The following is a 19,694-nucleotide window of genomic DNA, read 5'->3' as shown; positions in this document are numbered from 1 at the left end:
CTGGATGGCTGCCCGTTCTAAGCAAGCGACCTAGGCTCGCTGATGTTGAGACTTCTTGACGGCTATTTTGTTCTTTGCACCCTCCAACAAGCTATAAGCACAGGGAACAATTAACAGAGTCAGCGCCGTAGAAATCGTCATACCAAAAATAATGGTCACACCCAAGGCGGTATTGCCCTGTCCTCCGGGGCCAGTGTCCAAGGCGGCGGGCACCATTGCCAGGATCAACGTAAGCGACGTCATTAACACCGGGCGCAAACGTATCGGGCAGGCTGCTTTGAGCGCTTCATTAATTCCCAGGTTCTGTTTTAGTCGATACTGGTTCGTCAGATCAATCAACAAAATTGAATTTTTCGTGACCACACCAATCAGTAGCACCATGCCGATCATGGAAAAAATGTTGAGGTTATTGCCCGTCAACCAAAGGCCGAGTACCGCCCCCATGATCGCCAGCGGCATAGCTAGCATAATAATAAATGGCTGCAAAAACGAGTTGAATTGACTAGCCAGTACCATGTACACCAGCAAGGTTGAAACCACAAAGACAAAAATAACCGCTTGCACCGTGCGCTCAAACTCTTCGGCCTCGCCCACTAAGGATATACTAAAACCGCCGGGTAGAACTTCATTTGCCTGCGCGCGCACGAAATCCACGGCATCGGCCAGGGACATCTCTGGCGTGATAAAAAAGGGCGCGGAATACTGCAAATCAAATCGGGTGATGACGGCGGGCGAGTGGCCCTCTTCGAAATGAGCGACAGAATCCAAGCGCAAGCGTTCACCGTCGGCGTTGCGCGCCCAGATGCGCTGAATGTCTTCTGGGGTATTGAATTGGTCTTCACGCCCCTTTAGGCGAATTCTGACCCGTTCGCCGTCTCCAAAGTCGTCGTCGTAGCGCGCTATATCCAGGCCTCCGATGAAGACGCTGACCGCTTGGACAATATCGTTGGTGTTTAGCCCCATCAGTCGGGCTCGCTCCCGGTCCACGATCAATTGCAAATCCGGTTGCTCTAAGCGCAGCTCCATATCGATTTCGCCCATACCTTCTTCAGCGGACAGCCTTTCCATGAACTCATCGGCTACATTCGACAGTTCATCCAGATCAGGGCCGCGTACATGAAACTGCAGTGGTTCACCCCGTTGCCCTCCCACGAGTCCAGGAGACGCGGTGAACACGCGTATGCCCGTCAAGTCGGTGAACGCTTGATTCAGGCGAGTCATGATCTCCCGCTGCGTTGCGTCTCGATCCCCCCAAGGCTTGAGACGCACGAAGGCGATCGCCTCATTAACCTCGCCTGTACCCAGTCCGATGGCCGCAAAATAGGTGTCTATCTCCTCCTGCTCACCAAGAATGTGTTCCACTTCTGCCAGTTTTTCGTTCATGTAGTGAATGGATACGCCCAGCGGGGCGCGCATGCTGACGACAAATTGGCCTTCATCTTCCTCAGGCGCAAATTCGCCGCCCAGTTGCCCCAGTAACCAGAAGCTGGCGATAAACAATAGGCCGCAGGCCAATAGCGCTTTGACGCGCAGCGTCAGTACCCAGGAGAGTAGATCCCGGTAGTGGTCGTCGAGCCATTGAAAGGCGGTTTCTATATACCGCGATACACGGCCCTGTTTTTTGGGTAGTTGCAAAAAGCGCGAGCAGAGCATGGGTATGAGTGTGAGGGCGACAAAGGTTGAGGTGGCGACCCCAAACACGACAACCACGGCAAAGGATTCAAAGAATCGGCCAATGATACCTTCCATAAACAGCACTGAACCAAAAATGGCGATCAGCGACAGGGAGGAAGCGATTACCGGCGTGTATACTTCGTTGGCGCCATCGCCTGCCGCTTGAAAGGGGTCGCTTTCGCCTTTTTCCCGATAGCGCCATATGTTCTCCAGCACCACAATGGCGTCATCAACCACCAAGCCGATAAGCAGAAGAATGGCCAGCATGGTCATGGCGTTAAGTGTGTAGCCAGCGAAAAACATCACCGCAATGACGGACAAGAGCGATACCGGTATGGCGGCGGAGATTATCAACGTGGAACGCAAACTTTTTAAGAACAACCACATGACCAATGCCGCCAGGAGTACGGCCAACAGCAGTGTGTTCTCAAGGTTGTCAATCAAGTTATTGATGAACACCGACTGATCGGAAGCCACATTGACTTCAACGCCAGCCGGTAGCATGGGCCGAATCTCTGTCTCCAGCCGATTGCGCACCTCTTCAACTATGGCGACGGTGTTAGCCCCGGCGATTTTGACTACACCCAGGCCGACGGTCGGCTCACCGCGAAAGCGCGCCAGCTGTCGAAAGTCTTCCAAGCCGTCGACAATGTCACTAACGTCCCCCAGGCGCACCAACCGACCATCCATTTCGAGCACAATCAGATTGTTCAGCTCGTCCGTGTCGTGGTATTCCAGATCCAGATCAACCATGCGCTCCTGGCGACCACCCACGAGAAAACCGCCGGGTGCAATGACATGCTCGCTCTCGACGGCTGCCATGACCTCCTGAACCGTCAATTGCTCTCGGCTCATAGCGTCCGCGTCCAGCTCAATGCGTACGCGCCGTTCGCGGCCACCGCCCACTTGTACTTCACCGACGCCGGGGATTTGCTCCAGCAATGGTCGCACGGTATTGCGCGCAATATCGGTCAGCTGTTGGGCGTCGCGATCACCCTGGACCGACAGCCACATTACCGGCTGCGCGTCTGCCTCAACTTTATTGATAATCGGCGCTTCAGCGTCTTCAGGCAGGTTGGCAATTTCTTCGCTGACGCGGGTTTGTACTTCGGAAAAGGCGACGTCAATGTCCTTATCCAGATCAAAAGTGACATTGACTACCGAAATTCCCGGGGATGAATTAGACGTGACATTATCAATACCCGGCACAGTGTTCACAGCCCGTTCAATAAACTGGGTGACGCTAGCTTCTACGGTATTGGGGTCCGCTCCCGGCAGAGCGGTTTGAATGGAAATAATGGGGAAGTCTATATCTGGGAGGCGGTCATTGCCGATCTCGTTGTAGCCGATGATGCCGAACAGAACCAGAATCGCGCTCATCATCAGGGCCATGACATGCCGCCGGATGGAAAACTCCGGTAAGGTCATCTATCGCCCTCCCGAACGCGCACCTCGGTTCCATCACTCAGGTACTGAGCGCCATCGACGACCACGCGCTCATCCGCGTTCACTCCCTCTAAAATTTCGGTCAGCTCTTGGGTTCGGTAACCGACCTCGACTTCACGTTCCTCTACAGGCCCGGTTTCTGATTCGCCGGGAAATACATAAATCACTTGCCGCTCTGGCCTGGCCACCACGCTTTCGCTGGGCACCAAAACAGCGTTCTCTCGTCGATCAACTTCTACCAGTCCTTCCAGCAGAGCTCCTGCTGGCCAATGCTCCGGTGGATCGAACTCAATCACCGCAGTGACTCCAGTTCCGTCGCCCACCGAGGGGCTAAGGCGCGTCACTTCCCCATCGAGCCAACGATCGTCCTCGTGCAGGCGCCGCAAGCGAGCCGAAAAACCCACTTCAAGTTGATTGGCGTTGCGCTCGGGAAAGGGTAGGGGGACTCGTCCGCTGCGTTGTGGAACCATACGAAAGGCTTCGGCCCCCGCTGCGAGAAAATTACCTTCGGAAATCATACGCTCGTCGATGCGTCCATCAATGGGCGCGAGAATTTCCGTTTTACGCAGTCGTCTTTGCGCCACATCGCGGCGGCTTTGCGCCGACTTTAGTTGTTCTCGCGTAGCGGCGACTTCCGTGCGCGCCATTTCGAGTTCAGACTCACTGACATGTTCTCCCTCGGCGACCTGCTGCAAGCGTTCTAACTCGCGTTCAGCGAGCTGGAGTTGCGCACTCAGGGCGTCTGCTTCTGCCTGAGCGGCGTCCAGTTCTAATTGGTGATCGGTTTCGTCAAGCTTCGCCAGTACAGTGCCCGCTTCAACTTGGTCGCCAATGTCGTGAAAGATCTCTTCGACTTGGCCATCGACTTGAGCCGCGACAATGGGTGCGGAGAAGGCCTCGCTACGACCGATGGAACGTTCAGTTTCTACCACTGTGTCGAGCCGGGCGCGCTCTAAGAGAACCGGTGTGGCGTCCGGGGTCTCATCAGCGTCTTCCTCCGGCGCGCAGGCTGATAGCAATACAATGAAAACTACAAAAAATGGGCTACTTCTCCAAATATAGAGAGGTCGGCACATAGGACTATTCCCAGTGTTCTTGAAAGAACTCGGCTGTCGTCTGGCGCAAACCGCATGAGCGCCTTTTTAAATACTAAAGGCTCAACGTGTGATGAGTCCACCCATGCTTTACTGAATAAGCAATTGTCGTTCCGTGAAACCCGTGTTAGAGGCAGCCCTGCCGCGGTGTTATGAGAGACGAAATAATTCGTGCTAGTATGGCCTCTCTCGGTCCCCATTTTTCAGGGCGGCGCACGTAGCTAGGATGCTGAATTCAGGTGATGACACCGACAGAAGTGCTTATGATTGAGAATCCCTTAAAACTCAGAGTTCTAACGGTAAACACTCATAAGGGTTTTACCTATTTTAACCGTAAGTTTGTTCTTCCCGAGTTACGTGAAGCTGTGCGCACTGTGGGTGCGGATGTCGTTTTTCTTCAGGAAGTACTAGGCGCCCATGAAGTATTCGCCTTGCGCCACTCAAAGAAATGGCCCGAGGCTCCCCACTACGAATTTCTCGCCGACGATATGTGGCACAATTATGCTTACGGGCGTAACGCCGTCTATCCAGAAGGGCATCATGGCAACGCCTTGATTTCCAAGTTTCCCATTGTGTGTCACCAGAACGTGGATGTTTCCGTCGAGTTCACGGAAAAACGTGGTCTATTGCATTGTCAACTAGATACCGTCGACAGCGACATCACCTTACACGCAATTTGTGTGCATTTAGGCTTGAGAGGTGGTCATAGAAAGCATCAGTTGGCGCTGTTATGCAATCTGATCGAGGCGCTTCCGAAAAATGAGCCCGTGATCGTCGCTGGCGACTTTAACGATTGGCTCGGGAAGGCGCAGTCAGTTATGGCTGAATGCGGATTGACGGATGTTTTTTCTGCCGTCTATGGCGCGCCACCAAAAACGTTTCCTGCGCTGTTTCCGCTATTGAGACTCGATAGAATTTACGTTCGGGGAGTAAAGGACTTTAGCCCCGTTCGGCTACCCAACAGGCCGTGGTCGCACTTATCCGATCACGCGCCATTGGCAGCGGAGATCATACTATGACGTCGGGTTGGACTTCAGGGAATACCATCTCTTTGCTAGAGAATGGTGATGAATTCTTTCCGAGAATGATTGAGGCCATTGATAGCTCACAGAAAGAAGTACTCTTAGAAACGTTTATTCTGCTGGATGATCCTGTAGGGAGAGAGGTTCAGAAAGCCCTGTTGAGGGCCGCGGCGCGCGGTGTTTGGGTGTCGGTACTGGTTGATGGCTACGGGTCTCACTATTTGCCACAAACCTTTATCGATGAGCTTCGGGATGCGGGCATTCGATTCGACATTTATCACCCACAACCCCGATGGCTGCGGGTTCGTACCAATATATTCCGTCGAATGCACCGAAAGCTGGTGGTGGTCGATGGTGCGGTGGCGTTTATCGGCGGAATAAACCTCGCGCATAACCACAGGTCCGATTTTGGGCCGGATTTCAAACAGGATTATGCTGCCGAAATTATAGGGCCGGGCGTCGCTCCTATAAGGGCCTATATCCACGAGGCGATCCAGCATTACAGCCAGAGTTACGTGCAGTTTCCCGAGCTAAGAAACGATTTAAAACCGGCAGTCAAAGGCGAGGCAAAGATTCGATTTTTGGGCCGGGACAATAATAAATGTAAAACGAATATCGAAAATGAATACCTAAAGCGAGTTCGGGCCTCCAAACACACCATCATAATGGCAAATCCCTATTTCTTTCCGGGCTATCGGTTATTAAAGGGCTTGCGTGATGCCGCGCGTAGAGGGGTGAAGGTCTGCCTGCTCATTCAGGGCAAACCCGGTTCGCCTTTGGCCAAGTTTGGCGCCAGGCTGTTGTACGACTTTCTCGTAGAATCCGAAGTGAATGTTTACGAATACTGGGAGCGGCAGTTGCACGCCAAGATTGCCGCCTTTGACGACGAGTGGGCAACCATTGGATCCAGTAATCTCGACCCGCTCAGTTTGTGCTTAAACCTAGAAGCCAATGTTTTTGTACGGGATCGTGCGTTTAACAGTCTTATACAGTCACGAATTCAAGCCCTGATCGACCAAAGTTATGTGCGGCAGATCGATCAATCCTGGATTCGCCGACGGACCATGCTCAAGGGTTTTACCAGTTTCCTGGTGTATCATTTTCTGCGGCACTTTCCTGGCCTGACCGGGTGGGTTCCACCACTTTCATCAAAAGTTGGTTTAGCGATCAGAAGGGCGCAGTCTTCAAAAAGTGATACCGGTGATGGAGTTTAGTCCGTGGAGGCACAGAGCAGCGTAATGCAGAACCAGACCCTGGCTAAATTGCGCAAGATCTACAAAAAGGTATGGCCGTATCTCAAGCACGTGTTTGCCATTGGGTTTCTTGGCTTGGTCTTGTGGTTGTTGGTGCACCATGCACGTGAGGTGGACTGGCGCGAAGTATTCGAAACGCTCAGAAACTACTCCTTGTGGACCATATTCCTCGGTATCACCTGTGCCTTAAGCACTTATCTGGTTTACTCCTCATACGATCTTTTTGGTCGTCTCTATATCAAAAGCCGGATATCGAAAATCCGCATGATGATGATTGCGTTCGTGAGCTGCGCGTTCACTTTAAACCTGGGCGCATTAATCGGCAGCGTGGGATTTCGCTATCGTATGTACACTCAGCGCGGCGTGAGCAAGACTGACGTGACCCGCATTATTGGTGTTACGTTGAGCACCAATTGGTTGGGGTATATCTTTTTGGCGGGCCTGGTGTTTGCGTCCGGAAGCCTTTCTATGCCCGCCAACTGGGTGATCAGTACGGCGTTCTTGCGGCTACTTGGCGGTTTATTTTTAGCGGTAGTCCTTGGCTACTTTATCCTCTGTCACTTCGCTAAGACCCGTTCATGGAGTATCCGGGGGCAGAACATCGTGTTGCCGACGGTGCGTCTGGCGACGGTACAGCTAGTAGTGGCCAGTGCGCACTGGATGTTGATGGGCGCCATCATGTTCAGTTTTTTGCATACGGAGGTTGGCTACTTTGAGCTTTTGGGCGTTCTACTGGTAAGCGCTATAGCCGGCATCATTGCGCACATTCCTGGCGCCTTGGGCGTCCTGGAGGCGGTGTTTATCGCTTTGCTGGCTGATCAAGTTCCTCCCGCCATGCTGTTTGCAGCGCTGATTGCGTACCGAGCCGTGTTCTATCTTTTGCCACTTTTTATCGCCGTTATCCTGTACGCCGGATTTGAGATTACCGCCAAGAAAAAACAAAACAGCCATGCCTAACCGTTCACTTTGCCGCCAGTTGGTGTAGTATCGATTGCGGTTGAAGTTAGGCGTGGAGCAATGGTGTGAGATACATAGCGTGGTTGTGCCTTCTGGTGAGCCTGGTTTTTCCGGGGTTTGCTGCGGCCAAATTAAGCGATTTGTTTTTGGCGGAGGCCAGCCCTGTTTCGGGCGAGCTACCCTCCGGTTGGCAAGCGGGCTATGTTAAGGAGCCCGTTTTCAACGGCCGCATGTTGGTGGTCGAGGCCGGTCACGAACACTCGCAGACCGTGATCCTGGTTCATGGGTTGGGGCAGAATGGCTATCAGGACTGGAAAAAAGTCATGCCTGTGTTGGCTCAGAGCTACCATGTCATTGCCATGGATCTGCCCGGCTTTGGTTATTCCGATAAATCCAGCGGACGTTATTCGCCCACCCAGTACGCGCGGTTACTGCATTGGTTGTATGAGCAAACGGGGCGTGAACAAGTCTCTTTGATTGGGCACTCCATGGGCGGCGCTGTGGCACTGCGCTTCGCCAGTAGTTTTCCCGATCTGCTTGATAACTTGGTATTGGTCAGCGTGGCGGGGGTTTTGGAGCGCTCGGCTTTTTTACATCATCGATCCGAGAATTCGCTCAATCTCGAGCCTCTGCCGGACTCCGTGCGCCAACACGCCGAGTACCGGCTTCGGCGTTTAAGCGGTAAAGTTTTGGACTTGGCCAATCAGTTGCCCGGTCCGCGTGAGCTGCTGCAGAGCGACACCGTCTGGAACGCCGTGCTAAAGGATAGCCCCAACAGCAATGCGGCACTGGCTCTGATCGATGAAAATTTTAATGGCGTCCTAAATCAGATTTCAGTACCGACATTGATTGTATGGGGAAGCGAAGATCCCGTGGCACCGCTGCGCACCGGCCGGCTGTTAAGGGCGCAAATTCCAGATTCGGAACTGCTCATATTTGACGGCACTGGCCATGTGCCTATGGCGCGCAGCGTTAAATTTAATCAAGATGTGATGGATTTTTTGACGGGCAATCGTCTGCCCAGGCAAGAAGCGGCCGCGTTCGAGGGACCTTTGGAGGATCTCACTTGCCGGGGCTTGAACGGCGTACGCTACCGGGGCCACTACCGAACTGTTAGGCTGATCAATTGCCGGGGGATCCATCTTGAAGATATCCACGCCCAACAAATAGAATTGGTCAGCAGTGAAGCCACATTCTTAAATGTCACGGTTGAATCTGAGGATGTCGCCTTAAAGGCTACGGGCTCAGCGGTCAAAATAACCAATGGGACCCTCGCCGGAGAGGTGGGAATTTCGGCCGCCCATAGTCGGCTGGACATGGCCGGCGTCAAGGTGCGCGGCCGGGAGTCAGCTCTGGTGGTGAATGGTGCTTCGCGGCTGGTGTTTTCCATCAGTGAATTGCATGAGCCCCAGGGCGTGACTCGGGTGCACGGTAGTTACCGGTTGGCGGCAAACAATTAAAGAACCAAACTTGCGGCGGATTGCTGCTTACAAAGTCAGAAACTGCGCTGCAACCGCAGCATTCTAACAGCAAGACCTCTACAGGGAGATGAGCATGAAAGTGCGTACATTCTTGAGTATTCGATGGGGAGTGGGTGCGGTCCTCAGCGCGTTGATTCTGGGTATGCTGGGCTGCGCCACCACAGAACAGGGCGCTGAACCACCACCGTTAATGGACCGGGAGCTGCTGTTTGATGACCCGGACATTGCCAACACTCAAGTGTCTCCCGATGGCGAGTTCATCGCCTTCATTCGGCCATACCTGGGTATGCGCAATATCTGGGTCAAGGGTGCAGAAGACTCATTCGACCAAGCTCGGCCGGTGACCGCTGAAACGGATCGGCCCATCGCCGGTTACTTTTGGAGTTGGGACGGCCGCTACCTGTTGTACGTGCGTGACGACGGCGGTGACGAAAATTTCAATGTGTATGCCGTCGATCCCAGTGAGCCTCCCGCACCTGACACCACCGTACCGCCAGCGCGCAATCTGACCGGCCTATCCGGTGTGCGTGCATTCATCTACGGCGCCCCTAGAGAACGGCCGGACACCCTCTACATCGGCCTGAACGATCGCGACCCTTCCTGGCACGACGTCTACCGGTTAACCATCTCCACCGGTGAGCTAGAGTTGGTGTTGGAAAACACCGATCGTATTACCGGCGTCAGCTTCGACCCGCAGGGTAATCTGCGCACTGCCACCCGCAGCCCTCAGGACGGCAGTACGGAGATCTTACGTGTGGACGGCGACGAGCTAACGCTGATTTACCAGTGCGGCATCTTTGAAAGCTGTAGCGTCCAATACTTTCACTCGGACGGGGAGCACGCGTATCTGGTCACCAACCGTGGCGACGATGCTAACTTTCAACGGTTGACGCTGCTTGATCTGCAGTCTGGTGAAGAAACGCTAATAGAAGAAGATCCCGAGCAGAGCGTCGACCTCTCCAGAGTAATGTTTTCCTCAGTGACCGATGAACTTCTGGCGACTTTCTACGTGGAAGACAAGCAGCGCGTCTACTGGCGTAACGATCGTTGGGAGACCGACTTTACCTGGCTGCAAGAGCAATTCCCCAATCGGGAAATCCGTATCAACTCCCGCACCCGCGATGAGCGTCGCTGGTTGGTGAGCGCCAGCGCCGATACCGAGCCCGGAGAGATTTACCTTTTTGATCGGGATGACCGAACCCTCGCGTTCCAGTACCGGGTTAGGGAGGAGTTGCCTCGGGAATGGCTAGCGTCCATGAAACCCATTGAATACGCATCCTCTGATGGCCTGACCATTCCCGCCTATCTCACCCTGCCTGTGGGGCGCAATCAAGATTCCTTGCCGCTGATTGTTGTTCCGCACGGTGGCCCTTGGGTACGTGATCACTGGGGGTACAACAGTTACGCTCAGTTTTTTGCCAATCGGGGCTTCGCCGTGCTGCAGCCGAACTTCCGGGGCTCCGCCGGTTTCGGCAAGGAGTTTCTCGACGCCGGCAACCTGGCCTGGGGCGACGAAATGCAGGACGACATCACTTGGGGCGTTAAATATCTGGTGGAGCAGGGCATCGCCGACCCAAATCGGGTGGCCATAATGGGCGCCTCCTACGGCGGCTATGCCACTCTGGCGGGCCTGGCTTTTACTCCGGAGGTTTATGCCGCAGGCGTATCCCTCGTGGGGCCGTCTAACTTGATCACACTGATTGAAACCGTCCCCCCATACTGGGAGGCATTCCGAACCACCTTACACCGGCGCGTGGGAGACCCCACCACGGAGGAAGGGCGCCAGCAATTGATACGTCAGTCGCCTTTGTATTCGGCTGATCAAATCAATGCGCCGTTGTTGGTCATTCACGGCGCCAATGACCCGCGAGTCAAACAGGCCGAGTCGGATCAAATTGTGGCGGCTTTGCATGAAAACAATTTGCCGGTGGCCTATCTCGTAGCGCCGGATGAAGGTCATGGCTTTGCCGTCTCGGACAACAACATGGCCGCACTGGCTGAGACGGAGCGATTTCTGGCTGAGCACATTGACGGAATTCGCTTTCAGGAATCCATGTCACCGGAGGTCGCCGAGCGGCTAGAGCGCATGCGTGTAGACCCGGAAGAGGTTGCACCCTAACGATAAAAAACGATTAGAGTTTGTTATGAAGGGCTTCGCGCTCATTGTGGCGGCCGTTGGCCTGGCTGTTTTGGCCAACGCCTTGCCCAGCGTCAGTAAAACCTATTCCATCGCCACGGGCAGCCCCAGTGGCATTTACTACCCGTTTGGCGGTGGCTTGGCATCGCTGTGGTCCGAGCACGGCGAACAGATCAATATGAAAGCGGAAGTGACCACCGGCTCGGTGGCCAATCTTTTGCAAGTTCATCGCGGCGAGAGTGAAGTGGGTATTTCCCAGGGGGATGCCTTTGTCGCTGCGCGCCAAGGCGATGGGCGGTTTAAAGAACCGCTACGCGTAAGCGCTCTATTGGCACTGTACCCAAATCTTGTGCATCTACTTGTCCCTGCGGGATCGGATATAAAAAGCGTTCAGGATCTGATCGGTAAACGAGTTTCTTTGGGCGCCCCCGGCTCAGGCAATTTGGTAACGGCAAGAAACATCCTCGCCACTCTCGAACTTCCACTCAATGAGCTGCGCCCGTATTACCTCACCTATACGGAAACCGCTACCGGCCTGCGCGACGGCACGCTGGATGCCGGTTTCGTGGTGGGCGGTATTGGCGTGGGTGTGGTTACGGAGCTGGCGCTTACCCGCGACATTCGGTTGATTCCCTTTAGCGACGAAGACATGGCCCGCTTGAGCGAAGCCTATCCCGCCTACACGGCTTTTGATGTGCCCGTGGGTTTGTATCGAGGTGTAAACCAACCGGTGCAAACCGTGAGTCTGTGGAATTTTCTCGTAGTGCGCCAGGACATGGACGAAAGCCTAGCCTTCGAATTGACGCGGCTTGCCCTGACGCATCGCGAGCAACTGGAAAGAGTTACTTATCCGGCCCGTTACACGACGGAGGAAAACACCCGCACTTACGCCTGGGACTATCTGCACCCGGGAGCCAAACGCTACTTTGACCAGCACCATGACGAGCATGATGAACGGTGATAGCAACGGTACCGTGAAAGGTACCTGGCCGGATAAATTCGCCTTGCCCGTCATGGCTTGGTTGGCCGTGGGTTTAGCGGTGTTCCATTTGTGGTACGCACTGGATACCACGCTGCCCGCTACTCAGTTACGACCGATTCATCTGGTTTGGGTGCTGGTGCTGATTCTTTTGCGCTTCCCCTCTGTGCCTGCCGGGCATTCTTTGTACACACCTCTGCGCCTAATGGATGTGCTTTTGGCATTGGGCATTCTTTGGGCCGGCTGGGTAACGGCCACGTTTGATCATTCCAGCATTGATCATCTGCGCTATGGCTTGAATGCCAGCCAGCAGTTTGCCGGTGCTTTGTTGCTGGTTATGGTGCTGGAATGCACGCGCCGGGCCGTGGGTTGGGAGATGGCCCTGATCGGCACAGTGTTTTTGGTGTACAGCTTGGCAGGGCACTTACTGCCCGAGGTGATCGCCAATCGCGGTTTTAGTTTTGAAAGAGTGCTGCGATTCCAGGTCTTCACTACTGAAGGAATTTTTGGCGCACCCCTGGGCATTGCGGCCAGTACGGTATTTTTGTTTGTGTTGTTTGGAGCTTTTTTGGAAGTGACCGGCGCGGGCCGGTTTTTTATCGACTTGGCCTACGCCGCCGCCGGCAAATACCGAGGTGGGCCCGCCAAGGCGGCGGTACTGGCCAGCGCGGGTATGGGGTCCATTTCCGGCTCGGCTATTGCCAACGCTGCCACTTCAGGGGCTTTTACCATCCCGATGATGAAACGCCTGGGCTACCAACCCAAGCAAGCCGCCGGCATTGAGGCAGCCGCTTCCACAGGCGGGCAGATCATGCCGCCGATTATGGGCGCCGGTGCCTTTATCATGGCGGAATACACCAACACGCCCTACAGCACCATCGTGGCGGTGGCGATTGCTCCAGCCGCTTTGTACTTTATCGGTGTGCTGTTGTCGGTGCACCTAATGGCCGCCAAGCTGGGCCTCAAAGGCATGGACAAAACACCGCCCCTGCGAGACACCTTGGTATTTGGTTTTCACTTTATCGTCCCACTGGTGCTGATTACCGCTCTGTTGCTGATGAACTACAGCCCGGCGCGTGTCGGTGTCGTGGGTTGTATTGCGGTCTTGGTAGCGGCGCTGCTGCGAGCGCATACGCGGCCAACTTTAAGGGTTTTATTCACCGGCCTGAAAAACGGTGCGCTGATGATGCTGCCCATTTCCGCCGCCTGCGCCACCGCCGGAATTGTGGTCGGCGCTTTGGGGCAAACCGGTATCGGATTGGAATTCACCGGTTTTGTGGTTTCTCTGGCCGGAGGGCATCTGTGGTTGGCTTTGCTTCTGGTGGCGTTGGCGGCTTTGGTGCTCGGCTTGGGTTTGCCGGTAACGGCGGCGTACATTTTGCTGGCGGTTATGGCGGCACCCGCACTGGGCGATTTGGGCGTACCGGTACTGGTGGCGCACATGGTGATTTTCTGGCTGTCCCAAAGCTCAAACGTAACGCCTCCGGTGGCGCTGGCGGCTTTTGCCTCCGCCGGTATTGCGGGCGCACGCCCACTGAGCGCGGCCTTTGAAGCCTTTAAGTTGGCTAAAGGACTTTTTATTCTGCCGTTGTTGATGGTGTACGGCGATCTGATTTGGGTTGAAGGCACCAGCGCCGGTGCTTATGCATTGTCACTGGCAATGGCGTTGCTGGTGATGATGGCGTTTACTTTTGTTCTGGAGAATCGTTTGTTCACGCGCCTGCATTCAATGGAAGCGGTCGCGCTGCTTGGCGCCATTGCCATGATGTTACACCCTGGACTGTGGTCTGATTGCGCGGGGGCCGCGCTCACCCTGGCCGTTATGGCGTTCAATTATCGGGCTTCTCTGTCGTCGCGCCTTTGAGGTGCCGTGCGGTGCCACGGATACTGTTTCTGGGAGAACTTGCGTCCTTACTAATGCGTCCAATAAGAGCGAGCCGAGATCGAGTGCGTTTATTACTCGCAGGCGCTCGACAAAACCAGGGAGAAACGTATGGCGGAGCGCATTAACCTGACTGGCGTGTTGGACCTCATGGACGAAAAAGCCGAAGGGGAAAAGCTGACCCTCGGCGCCATTATGGACGCCTTCGGCAGCCGGGGCTTTGGTCCTTTGCTGTTGGCTGCAGCGCTCATTGAACTCTTGCCCTCGGGGGGCATTCCCGGTGTGCCCACACTGGTGGCCATCATTGTCATCCTCTTTTCCAGCCAATTGGTCCTAGGGCGGCGCACACCATGGATGCCCGAAAAGCTGCGCACCAAAGGCTTCAAACGCGACAAATTCAACAAGGCGAGGGAGAAGGTCAAGCCTGTAACCCGAAAGCTGGATGTGCTCATCAAACCGCGCCTGAATTTTTTTGTAACCCCCTGGGCGGCGCGCGTAGTGGGTTGCATCTGCATACTCATGGCCTTGACCATGCCACCGTTGGAAATCATTCCCATGGCTGGCTACATTCCCGCCCTGGCCATCGCCTTGCTCGCGGTGGGTTTGTCGGGCCACGATGGTTTGATCGTGTTGCTGGGCTCTCTGGTGGGCGTTGCCGGTTTAGCGCTGTCTGTGTATTGGTTATTTTTCTAATCGATCTCCCGGTAACGGTGGATTGGTACTCTGGCTTTCCCACGCCAACTGGGCTATAACAGCTCGAGTGCGTCTTTGGGCGTCGGCACATAGCCAGAGAATTCCAGGGGGATCACATGCGGGTATTTTCAGTGGTAGCAGTGGCAGCCACGCTGTTGCTGGGCTGCGGCACAGTACAAGAAAAACAGGATGAAAGGCCCATATGGGCGCGCGGATCGGTGATTGAAGCTCAGGGGCGCGCTTATGTGGAAATGGCACCCAATCGGGCCGCTTTTACAGTGAACTTTGAACACAAAGCGGAGCAAAGTGAAGCGGCATCATCCGCCGTCGTAAAGCAGGCCAATACGGCGACTGAAGCCATTCGTTTGGCCTCTGATAACCAAGTCCGAATCACTTCCAACTTGTCTGTGCGTCCCTATTACAGCCAGGTGAAGCGTCGCTACGGCGAGCACGATGAGCGATTGGTGGAAAACATTCACCCGGATGCGTTGTTGGGGTATGTGGCCACGGTGAGCGTCAACGTGACCGTACTTGACCCGGAGCGCGCGGCCAAAGCGAGGGGCGCAGCCTTAGCCGCCGGGCCGGTAAACTCCACGCAAATGCGCTTTTTCCTTGAGCCGACTACCGAAAACCAGCGCGCCGCCTACGCCCAAGCCGTGAACGATGCGGCGGAGCGGGCCAAATTGATCGCCGAAGCCAGCGGTTCGGTTTTGGGGGCGCTGCTCGTGCTTCAGGAAGGTGCTGGCCCTTGCCTGGGTGCTCCCTCTACCGAAACGGGTTACGCTTCACGCACTCAGTTCGATATGGCTCCGGCATTTTCAGCAGGTGCACCCGCACCGGAAAGTCGTGCCCGCAATTTAGCTGAGGCGGCGGAGCCGTTTGCACTGGCCGCCGATTTACAACCTCAGCATGTGGAGGCCAGAGTGTGTGCCGTTTATTCGGTGCGCTAAGCTAAAGAAGACGAAACGGAGCAACCACATGTTTGATCTTCCAGGCACCGACTGGAAAAAATAACAAACGAAATGAGAACCTTAAGGATGATGTGATCTAGCGCTTCTGTTATCTTTGCGGCATCCGAATGTTAAATGGCAAAGAGGCAGTATTATGCGAATTGTGGGCGTTATTCTGGTCAGTTTACTGATCAGTGCTTGTAGTGGCTCATCATCTTCAGGTGGTTCCTCCGACGAAACACGCCAACTGGATCGCTTTGGCGAGGGCGTACAGCGGGAATCCAGAACGCCGGACATTAATGGACCCGGTTACCAAGCGACGATTGATTTCTACCACTTTACCCAGCAAAACGCGGTATTGGTGGCTCGCTTTCCCAATGACTCAAGAGATTTCGGGATCCAGGCCTCGGTGGCACTGTTTGGCTCCAGCGTTAGCGATGATGCTATCCGCCGCTGGATCAACAGCGAAGCAACCGGCACCAGTGACCCCAGAGCCGCGCGCCCGCAAGAGGTGTTTGATATTGACGCCGAGCATGCTCGGACGCTCGATGGTATCTACGCTGATAGCTTGGCTCGCTCATCGGGTGGGCTGTACGAACGCTACCAGGTGGAGTACGAGATTGACTCGGTAGAAGAGGCCGGTACTTTCCGCCTGCAAGGGTTTAGTGCTTTTACGCCTGCGTATCTATGGGTCAACAATTTTTCCGAAATCGTCAATACCGCATTGCCCGTTGTGGAAACCTTTGAGGCGGAACACGCTGCTGAGTTTTTCAGCCCCGCTTACAAGCCGCTGCGCACTCGCTACGCCCGCTTTGCACCCTCACTGGACGATCCGTTACCCGCTTTCTATTACCCGCTGTGCTGCTTTGACGATATCGACAACCTTGGCCAGCCCGTTGTCGACGAGGGCCGTTTGGCAATTGAAGAGCAGGGGCTACGTATTCACGATGCGCAATTCACCGTGGGCCAAACCCAACACTTGTACCGAAGCAGCAACAACCCCAATCCAAAGGTGGATTCCACTCTTTACCACCACAGCCATTCGGACCTGACCAGTTGGGGCGAACTGGATTTGACGGAACCCTATCGGGTGAGTTTTTGTGTGCGTGATGCCAGCGCTCACGGTCGCCTGGGTGTTTGGGCGGATAACAACGCCGGTGAGGCATTGTTTGATAGGCCTTTTAGTCACGCTTCGCGTTTGATGCTGTTGGATACCGACCTACTGATTCCCGGCCAACGGCTAACGGTAAATGTACCCGGCGATATCTTGATCGGCGACGATGTGGTCAGCGGCGTGGCTCAGCATTTGGGCACGCGCAAGTCGTTCCTGCAATTGCGGGTGGACCGGGAAGGGGACGTTTTGATCAGTGATCTGGTGATCGAGTATCAGAGTGAGAACAACAGCGCGGAGTTTGATTGTCAGCCGTTAGAGGACTAGCGGGCAGGGATGTTGTAGCGCCGCAGTGGCCGCACTATAAGGTAAGGATGAATAAGCAAGGATGCAATGGATTGAGCGAAGGAAGGTTGACCTGAGGCCGCCAGCGGGGCGCATAAAGCACAGTGCCCCGCTGGAAGACCCGGCAACGGAATGAAGGCGGGCGCCTCCAGTCCGTTGCCCAGGGGTTTACTGGTGTGCCCGCTCCAAATACGTGGGCGCGACTTCAGTAGCGAAGTACACCACCGGTAGAATAGCCGCATTGGCATCAATGGCCACCTCACGGGAGGCCCAGCCAGTGCCGGTCAGAGCAAACATTTTCATCCCAGGTTTGGATCCAAAATCCGGCATATCGGGGTCATTGGAGTTGGTCCAGTTGTTCGGCCCCAGAATAAACTTCCCGCTTTTGGTGTCAGGCACCGCCCGGTCATGAGTACGCGTTACCGCGTGCTGAATGTGCGGGTAATCGGCAGCAGTGTACATGGCCAAGGCAACCGCGTTGGTTCCAGACATTTGATCCAATACCCTCAACACGCCGTTGGTGTACTTGGCGGCTTCTGCATAGTTTTCGCGCTCAAACTGAAGATCGGCGGCAGCCATCAGAATGCGAGCTTCATTCAACTGCATGCGGTTTGAACCCCAGCGGAAGTTGTTATCCACTTCGTCGCGGTCGTTGCTGTTCCAGCGGTCGGATTGCACATCAAAGGTAATGCCCGGGTAGCCCACCTGCTGGTAGCCCAAAACCTGATCGGAGTAGGCAAACAGATTGGCTTCAGCCTGGCTCAGGTCCAGGCCTTCAGGGCGATGGGTCAGCAGTGACAGGGTTGCCTCGGTGGACACTGCGCCCCAGAAAAACAAGTTGACCCGGTTGTGATGGTTGTGCGCCAGGATTTTGGGCTCCAGAGCGCGGGCGTCCGCCTCATGGCCTAGCTGGCGCGCGGCCAAATACACCTCTACCAGGGCGGCGTAGTGGTCATCGTTGACGTTGTCGTCTGTCGGATCGGCTTCCGGGCCGGAGGCGCAGGGCTCGCGGTGCTCGCGCGGTTCACGCCATAGGCTCCAGTTATCATTGTTGGGGTAGTAGCCACCCTCGCCACCAAAGGATTCAGGCCCCAGGCACACAAAATCTTCGGTTTCGGCGTTGTGCAGAGCGGTGCGGGCATACTCATACGCTGCTTGAACCTCTTCCTCGGTGCCGTACTTAGCGTGCAGGCGCGCCATAGCGGCCAGGCTGCGGGCGACGGAGTAGGTGGCTTTGGTTTCCGGCATGGAGATACAGGAGGCCCCTTCACCGGAAGCACCGGTGCAGGGCGCCCAGTCTGCGGAGTTGGTGTGCAGCTTGGCCACGGCCAGCTTCTCACCGGGGAAGATCAACTCATACATGGGGCTGGCGAAAAACACCAACTCGTCGTAGACGGTGTTGTCTCCGCCCTGGTGAGCCGTGTAATAAGTGTTGATCTCCGGGTGGGTTTCCAACAGGTTGATCAGGCTCCACTTAGCTTCTGCGGCGTTCACGGGGTAGTAACCCTGATCGCCAGCATCGGCTATAAAGTTCAGGGTTACTTCGTGATCAGTCCAGTCATGCACCGCGCGGTTGAAGTGATCGCCCTCGCGCCGATGATCGCGGAAGTAGTCAAAAAACTCGTATTTCAGGTCCCCGTAAGGGTCATTGGTCAGATCGAACGAATGTGAGCGCTCGTTATCTACCACCAAGTAGTAGCCCTCGCCGGGCGTGGTGTAGTGGGAAAAGTCGATCAGAAAGAAGCTGTCACCCGAGGCATAGTCATTTTGCCGGTATTCGGCGGAGGTGCCGCTGGCCACAGCCCGGTGATTGGCGTTTCTCAGCTCCCAGGTAATGGGGTTATCGGACTCGCTCAGATAAACAGCCACCTTCTCCTGCAGCGGCAAATACCCAGCATAGTTAATGCGGAATGGGTTGTTCATCTGCGAGCCATCGTCCGGGCTACCGGCCGGCGGGGCTTCCAAAGGCGCTGGCGAGCTACAAGCAGCAACCAGAATCAACAGGGCGCTCAGGCCCGTCAGGCGAACCAGGCCGGTCAAGCCACTGTGGGCCCGGCCCAAAAAACGGGCTTTTAACAGCTCAATACATCGGGAAGAAAAACGTGTGTGCATGTCTGCAACCTTATTATGCGTTGTTGGGATCAAAACGAATGCCCGCTGGGGGTAAAGGGGAGTCCAGTGCGCGTCCGGTAGTTAGCAGAGGGAGAGAATATCCAGATTCCGACGCATAGTCCACCAGGGCGCCGGTCGCCGCCCGGCCTGTAGCTCTTGCAACGCCGAGGGCGTTACGCTTCTCCAGAGCAAAAACGACACGGGTACCCTGAAAAACCGGGTGTTACCCCAACCGAACCACTTTTTGTAAAGAAAACAAGAAGTTAACGAATAGTGGGGATACGGAAACGCAACGGGGATATATCGCATGGAGGGTGTTTTACTTTAGCGCACTTTCAAGAATAAGAGCCAATAAATCAATAAGTTAACAGCCTTTTAACCCAAATTCCGGGCGAGATATACCGACACCTGTCCCTTTACCCGGGCAAAACGGACATCGAGTCCCTTATCCCCCAGATGACAAATACGCCACCCGCCCCGAGACGAGTGAAATCGCGCCTTTGCCATGCTATAAAGCTCTCATTCGCCAAAATAAACGGACAGGTGTCGGGTGATCCC

General features: G+C 55.1%; 13 protein-coding genes. 10 read left to right on the top strand and 3 right to left on the bottom strand.

The window, feature by feature from the left end; translation table 11 throughout:
• Positions 1-30: 30 nt before the first annotated feature.
• Together RBH33_RS14270 and RBH33_RS14265 are read right to left on the bottom strand one after the other, a co-directional pair.
• On the bottom strand, positions 31-3,102 hold the full coding sequence (locus tag RBH33_RS14270; RefSeq protein WP_306732887.1) for an efflux RND transporter permease subunit: 3,072 nt from the start codon (positions 3,100-3,102) through the stop codon (positions 31-33).
• A complete protein-coding gene (locus RBH33_RS14265) occupies positions 3,099-4,196 on the bottom strand; it encodes an efflux RND transporter periplasmic adaptor subunit (RefSeq protein ID WP_306732886.1) in 1,098 nt (365 codons plus the stop codon). The genes RBH33_RS14270 and RBH33_RS14265 overlap by 4 nt, the downstream gene beginning before the upstream one ends.
• Positions 4,197-4,477: 281 nt before the next feature.
• Here RBH33_RS14265 and RBH33_RS14260 point away from each other — a divergent pair, with 281 nt between their 5' ends.
• The 10 genes from RBH33_RS14260 to RBH33_RS14215 all read left to right on the top strand — a co-directional run bounded on the left by RBH33_RS14260 (position 4,478) and on the right by RBH33_RS14215 (position 17,006).
• A complete protein-coding gene (locus RBH33_RS14260) occupies positions 4,478-5,233 on the top strand; it encodes an endonuclease/exonuclease/phosphatase family protein (protein ID WP_306732885.1) in 756 nt (251 codons plus the stop codon).
• Entirely contained in the window at positions 5,230-6,450 is a 1,221-nt protein-coding gene (gene clsB / locus RBH33_RS14255; protein ID WP_306732884.1) for a cardiolipin synthase ClsB, read from the top strand. Before RBH33_RS14260 ends, clsB begins: the two co-directional genes overlap by 4 nt.
• A gap of 24 nt (positions 6,451-6,474) precedes the next feature.
• Positions 6,475-7,446: a lysylphosphatidylglycerol synthase transmembrane domain-containing protein gene (locus RBH33_RS14250; RefSeq protein WP_306732883.1), complete on the top strand. Its 972-nt coding sequence runs from the start codon at positions 6,475-6,477 to the stop codon at positions 7,444-7,446.
• Positions 7,447-7,511: 65 nt separating this feature from the next.
• On the top strand, positions 7,512-8,906 hold the full coding sequence (locus tag RBH33_RS14245) for an alpha/beta fold hydrolase (protein ID WP_306732882.1): 1,395 nt from the start codon (positions 7,512-7,514) through the stop codon (positions 8,904-8,906).
• 94 nt (positions 8,907-9,000) lie between these two features.
• The gene (locus tag RBH33_RS14240) at positions 9,001-11,046 is read left to right on the top strand and encodes a S9 family peptidase (RefSeq protein WP_306732881.1); all 2,046 of its coding nucleotides are present in this window, start codon (positions 9,001-9,003) and stop codon (positions 11,044-11,046) included.
• A gap of 25 nt (positions 11,047-11,071) precedes the next feature.
• Positions 11,072-12,025: a TAXI family TRAP transporter solute-binding subunit gene (locus tag RBH33_RS14235; protein WP_306732880.1), complete on the top strand. Its 954-nt coding sequence runs from the start codon at positions 11,072-11,074 to the stop codon at positions 12,023-12,025.
• The gene (locus RBH33_RS14230) at positions 12,003-13,907 is read left to right on the top strand and encodes a TRAP transporter permease (RefSeq protein ID WP_306732879.1); all 1,905 of its coding nucleotides are present in this window, start codon (positions 12,003-12,005) and stop codon (positions 13,905-13,907) included. The genes RBH33_RS14235 and RBH33_RS14230 overlap by 23 nt, the downstream gene beginning before the upstream one ends.
• Positions 13,908-14,036: 129 nt before the next feature.
• Positions 14,037-14,618 carry an exopolysaccharide biosynthesis protein gene (locus tag RBH33_RS14225; protein ID WP_306732878.1) on the top strand — a complete coding sequence of 194 codons (582 nt, stop codon included), beginning with the start codon at positions 14,037-14,039 and terminating at the stop codon, positions 14,616-14,618.
• Positions 14,619-14,734: 116 nt separating this feature from the next.
• Entirely contained in the window at positions 14,735-15,568 is an 834-nt protein-coding gene (locus RBH33_RS14220; RefSeq protein WP_306732877.1) for an SIMPL domain-containing protein, read from the top strand.
• Between the two features lie 154 nt (positions 15,569-15,722).
• Positions 15,723-17,006 (top strand): hypothetical protein, encoded by a 1,284-nt coding sequence (locus tag RBH33_RS14215; RefSeq protein WP_306732876.1) that lies wholly within the window; start codon positions 15,723-15,725, stop codon positions 17,004-17,006.
• Positions 17,007-17,192: 186 nt separating this feature from the next.
• Here the strand turns inward: RBH33_RS14215 and RBH33_RS14210 are convergent, their stop codons facing one another.
• Positions 17,193-19,136 (bottom strand): cellulase N-terminal Ig-like domain-containing protein, encoded by a 1,944-nt coding sequence (locus RBH33_RS14210; protein WP_306732875.1) that lies wholly within the window; start codon positions 19,134-19,136, stop codon positions 17,193-17,195.
• Positions 19,137-19,694 lie beyond the last annotated feature (558 nt).

Source organism: Marinimicrobium hydrolyticum (assembly GCF_030848505.1).
Lineage (GTDB): Bacteria > Pseudomonadota > Gammaproteobacteria > Pseudomonadales > Cellvibrionaceae > JAVDDU01.
Note: the sequence above shows the minus strand (reverse complement) of the source record. Positions and strands in the feature narration are given on the sequence as shown.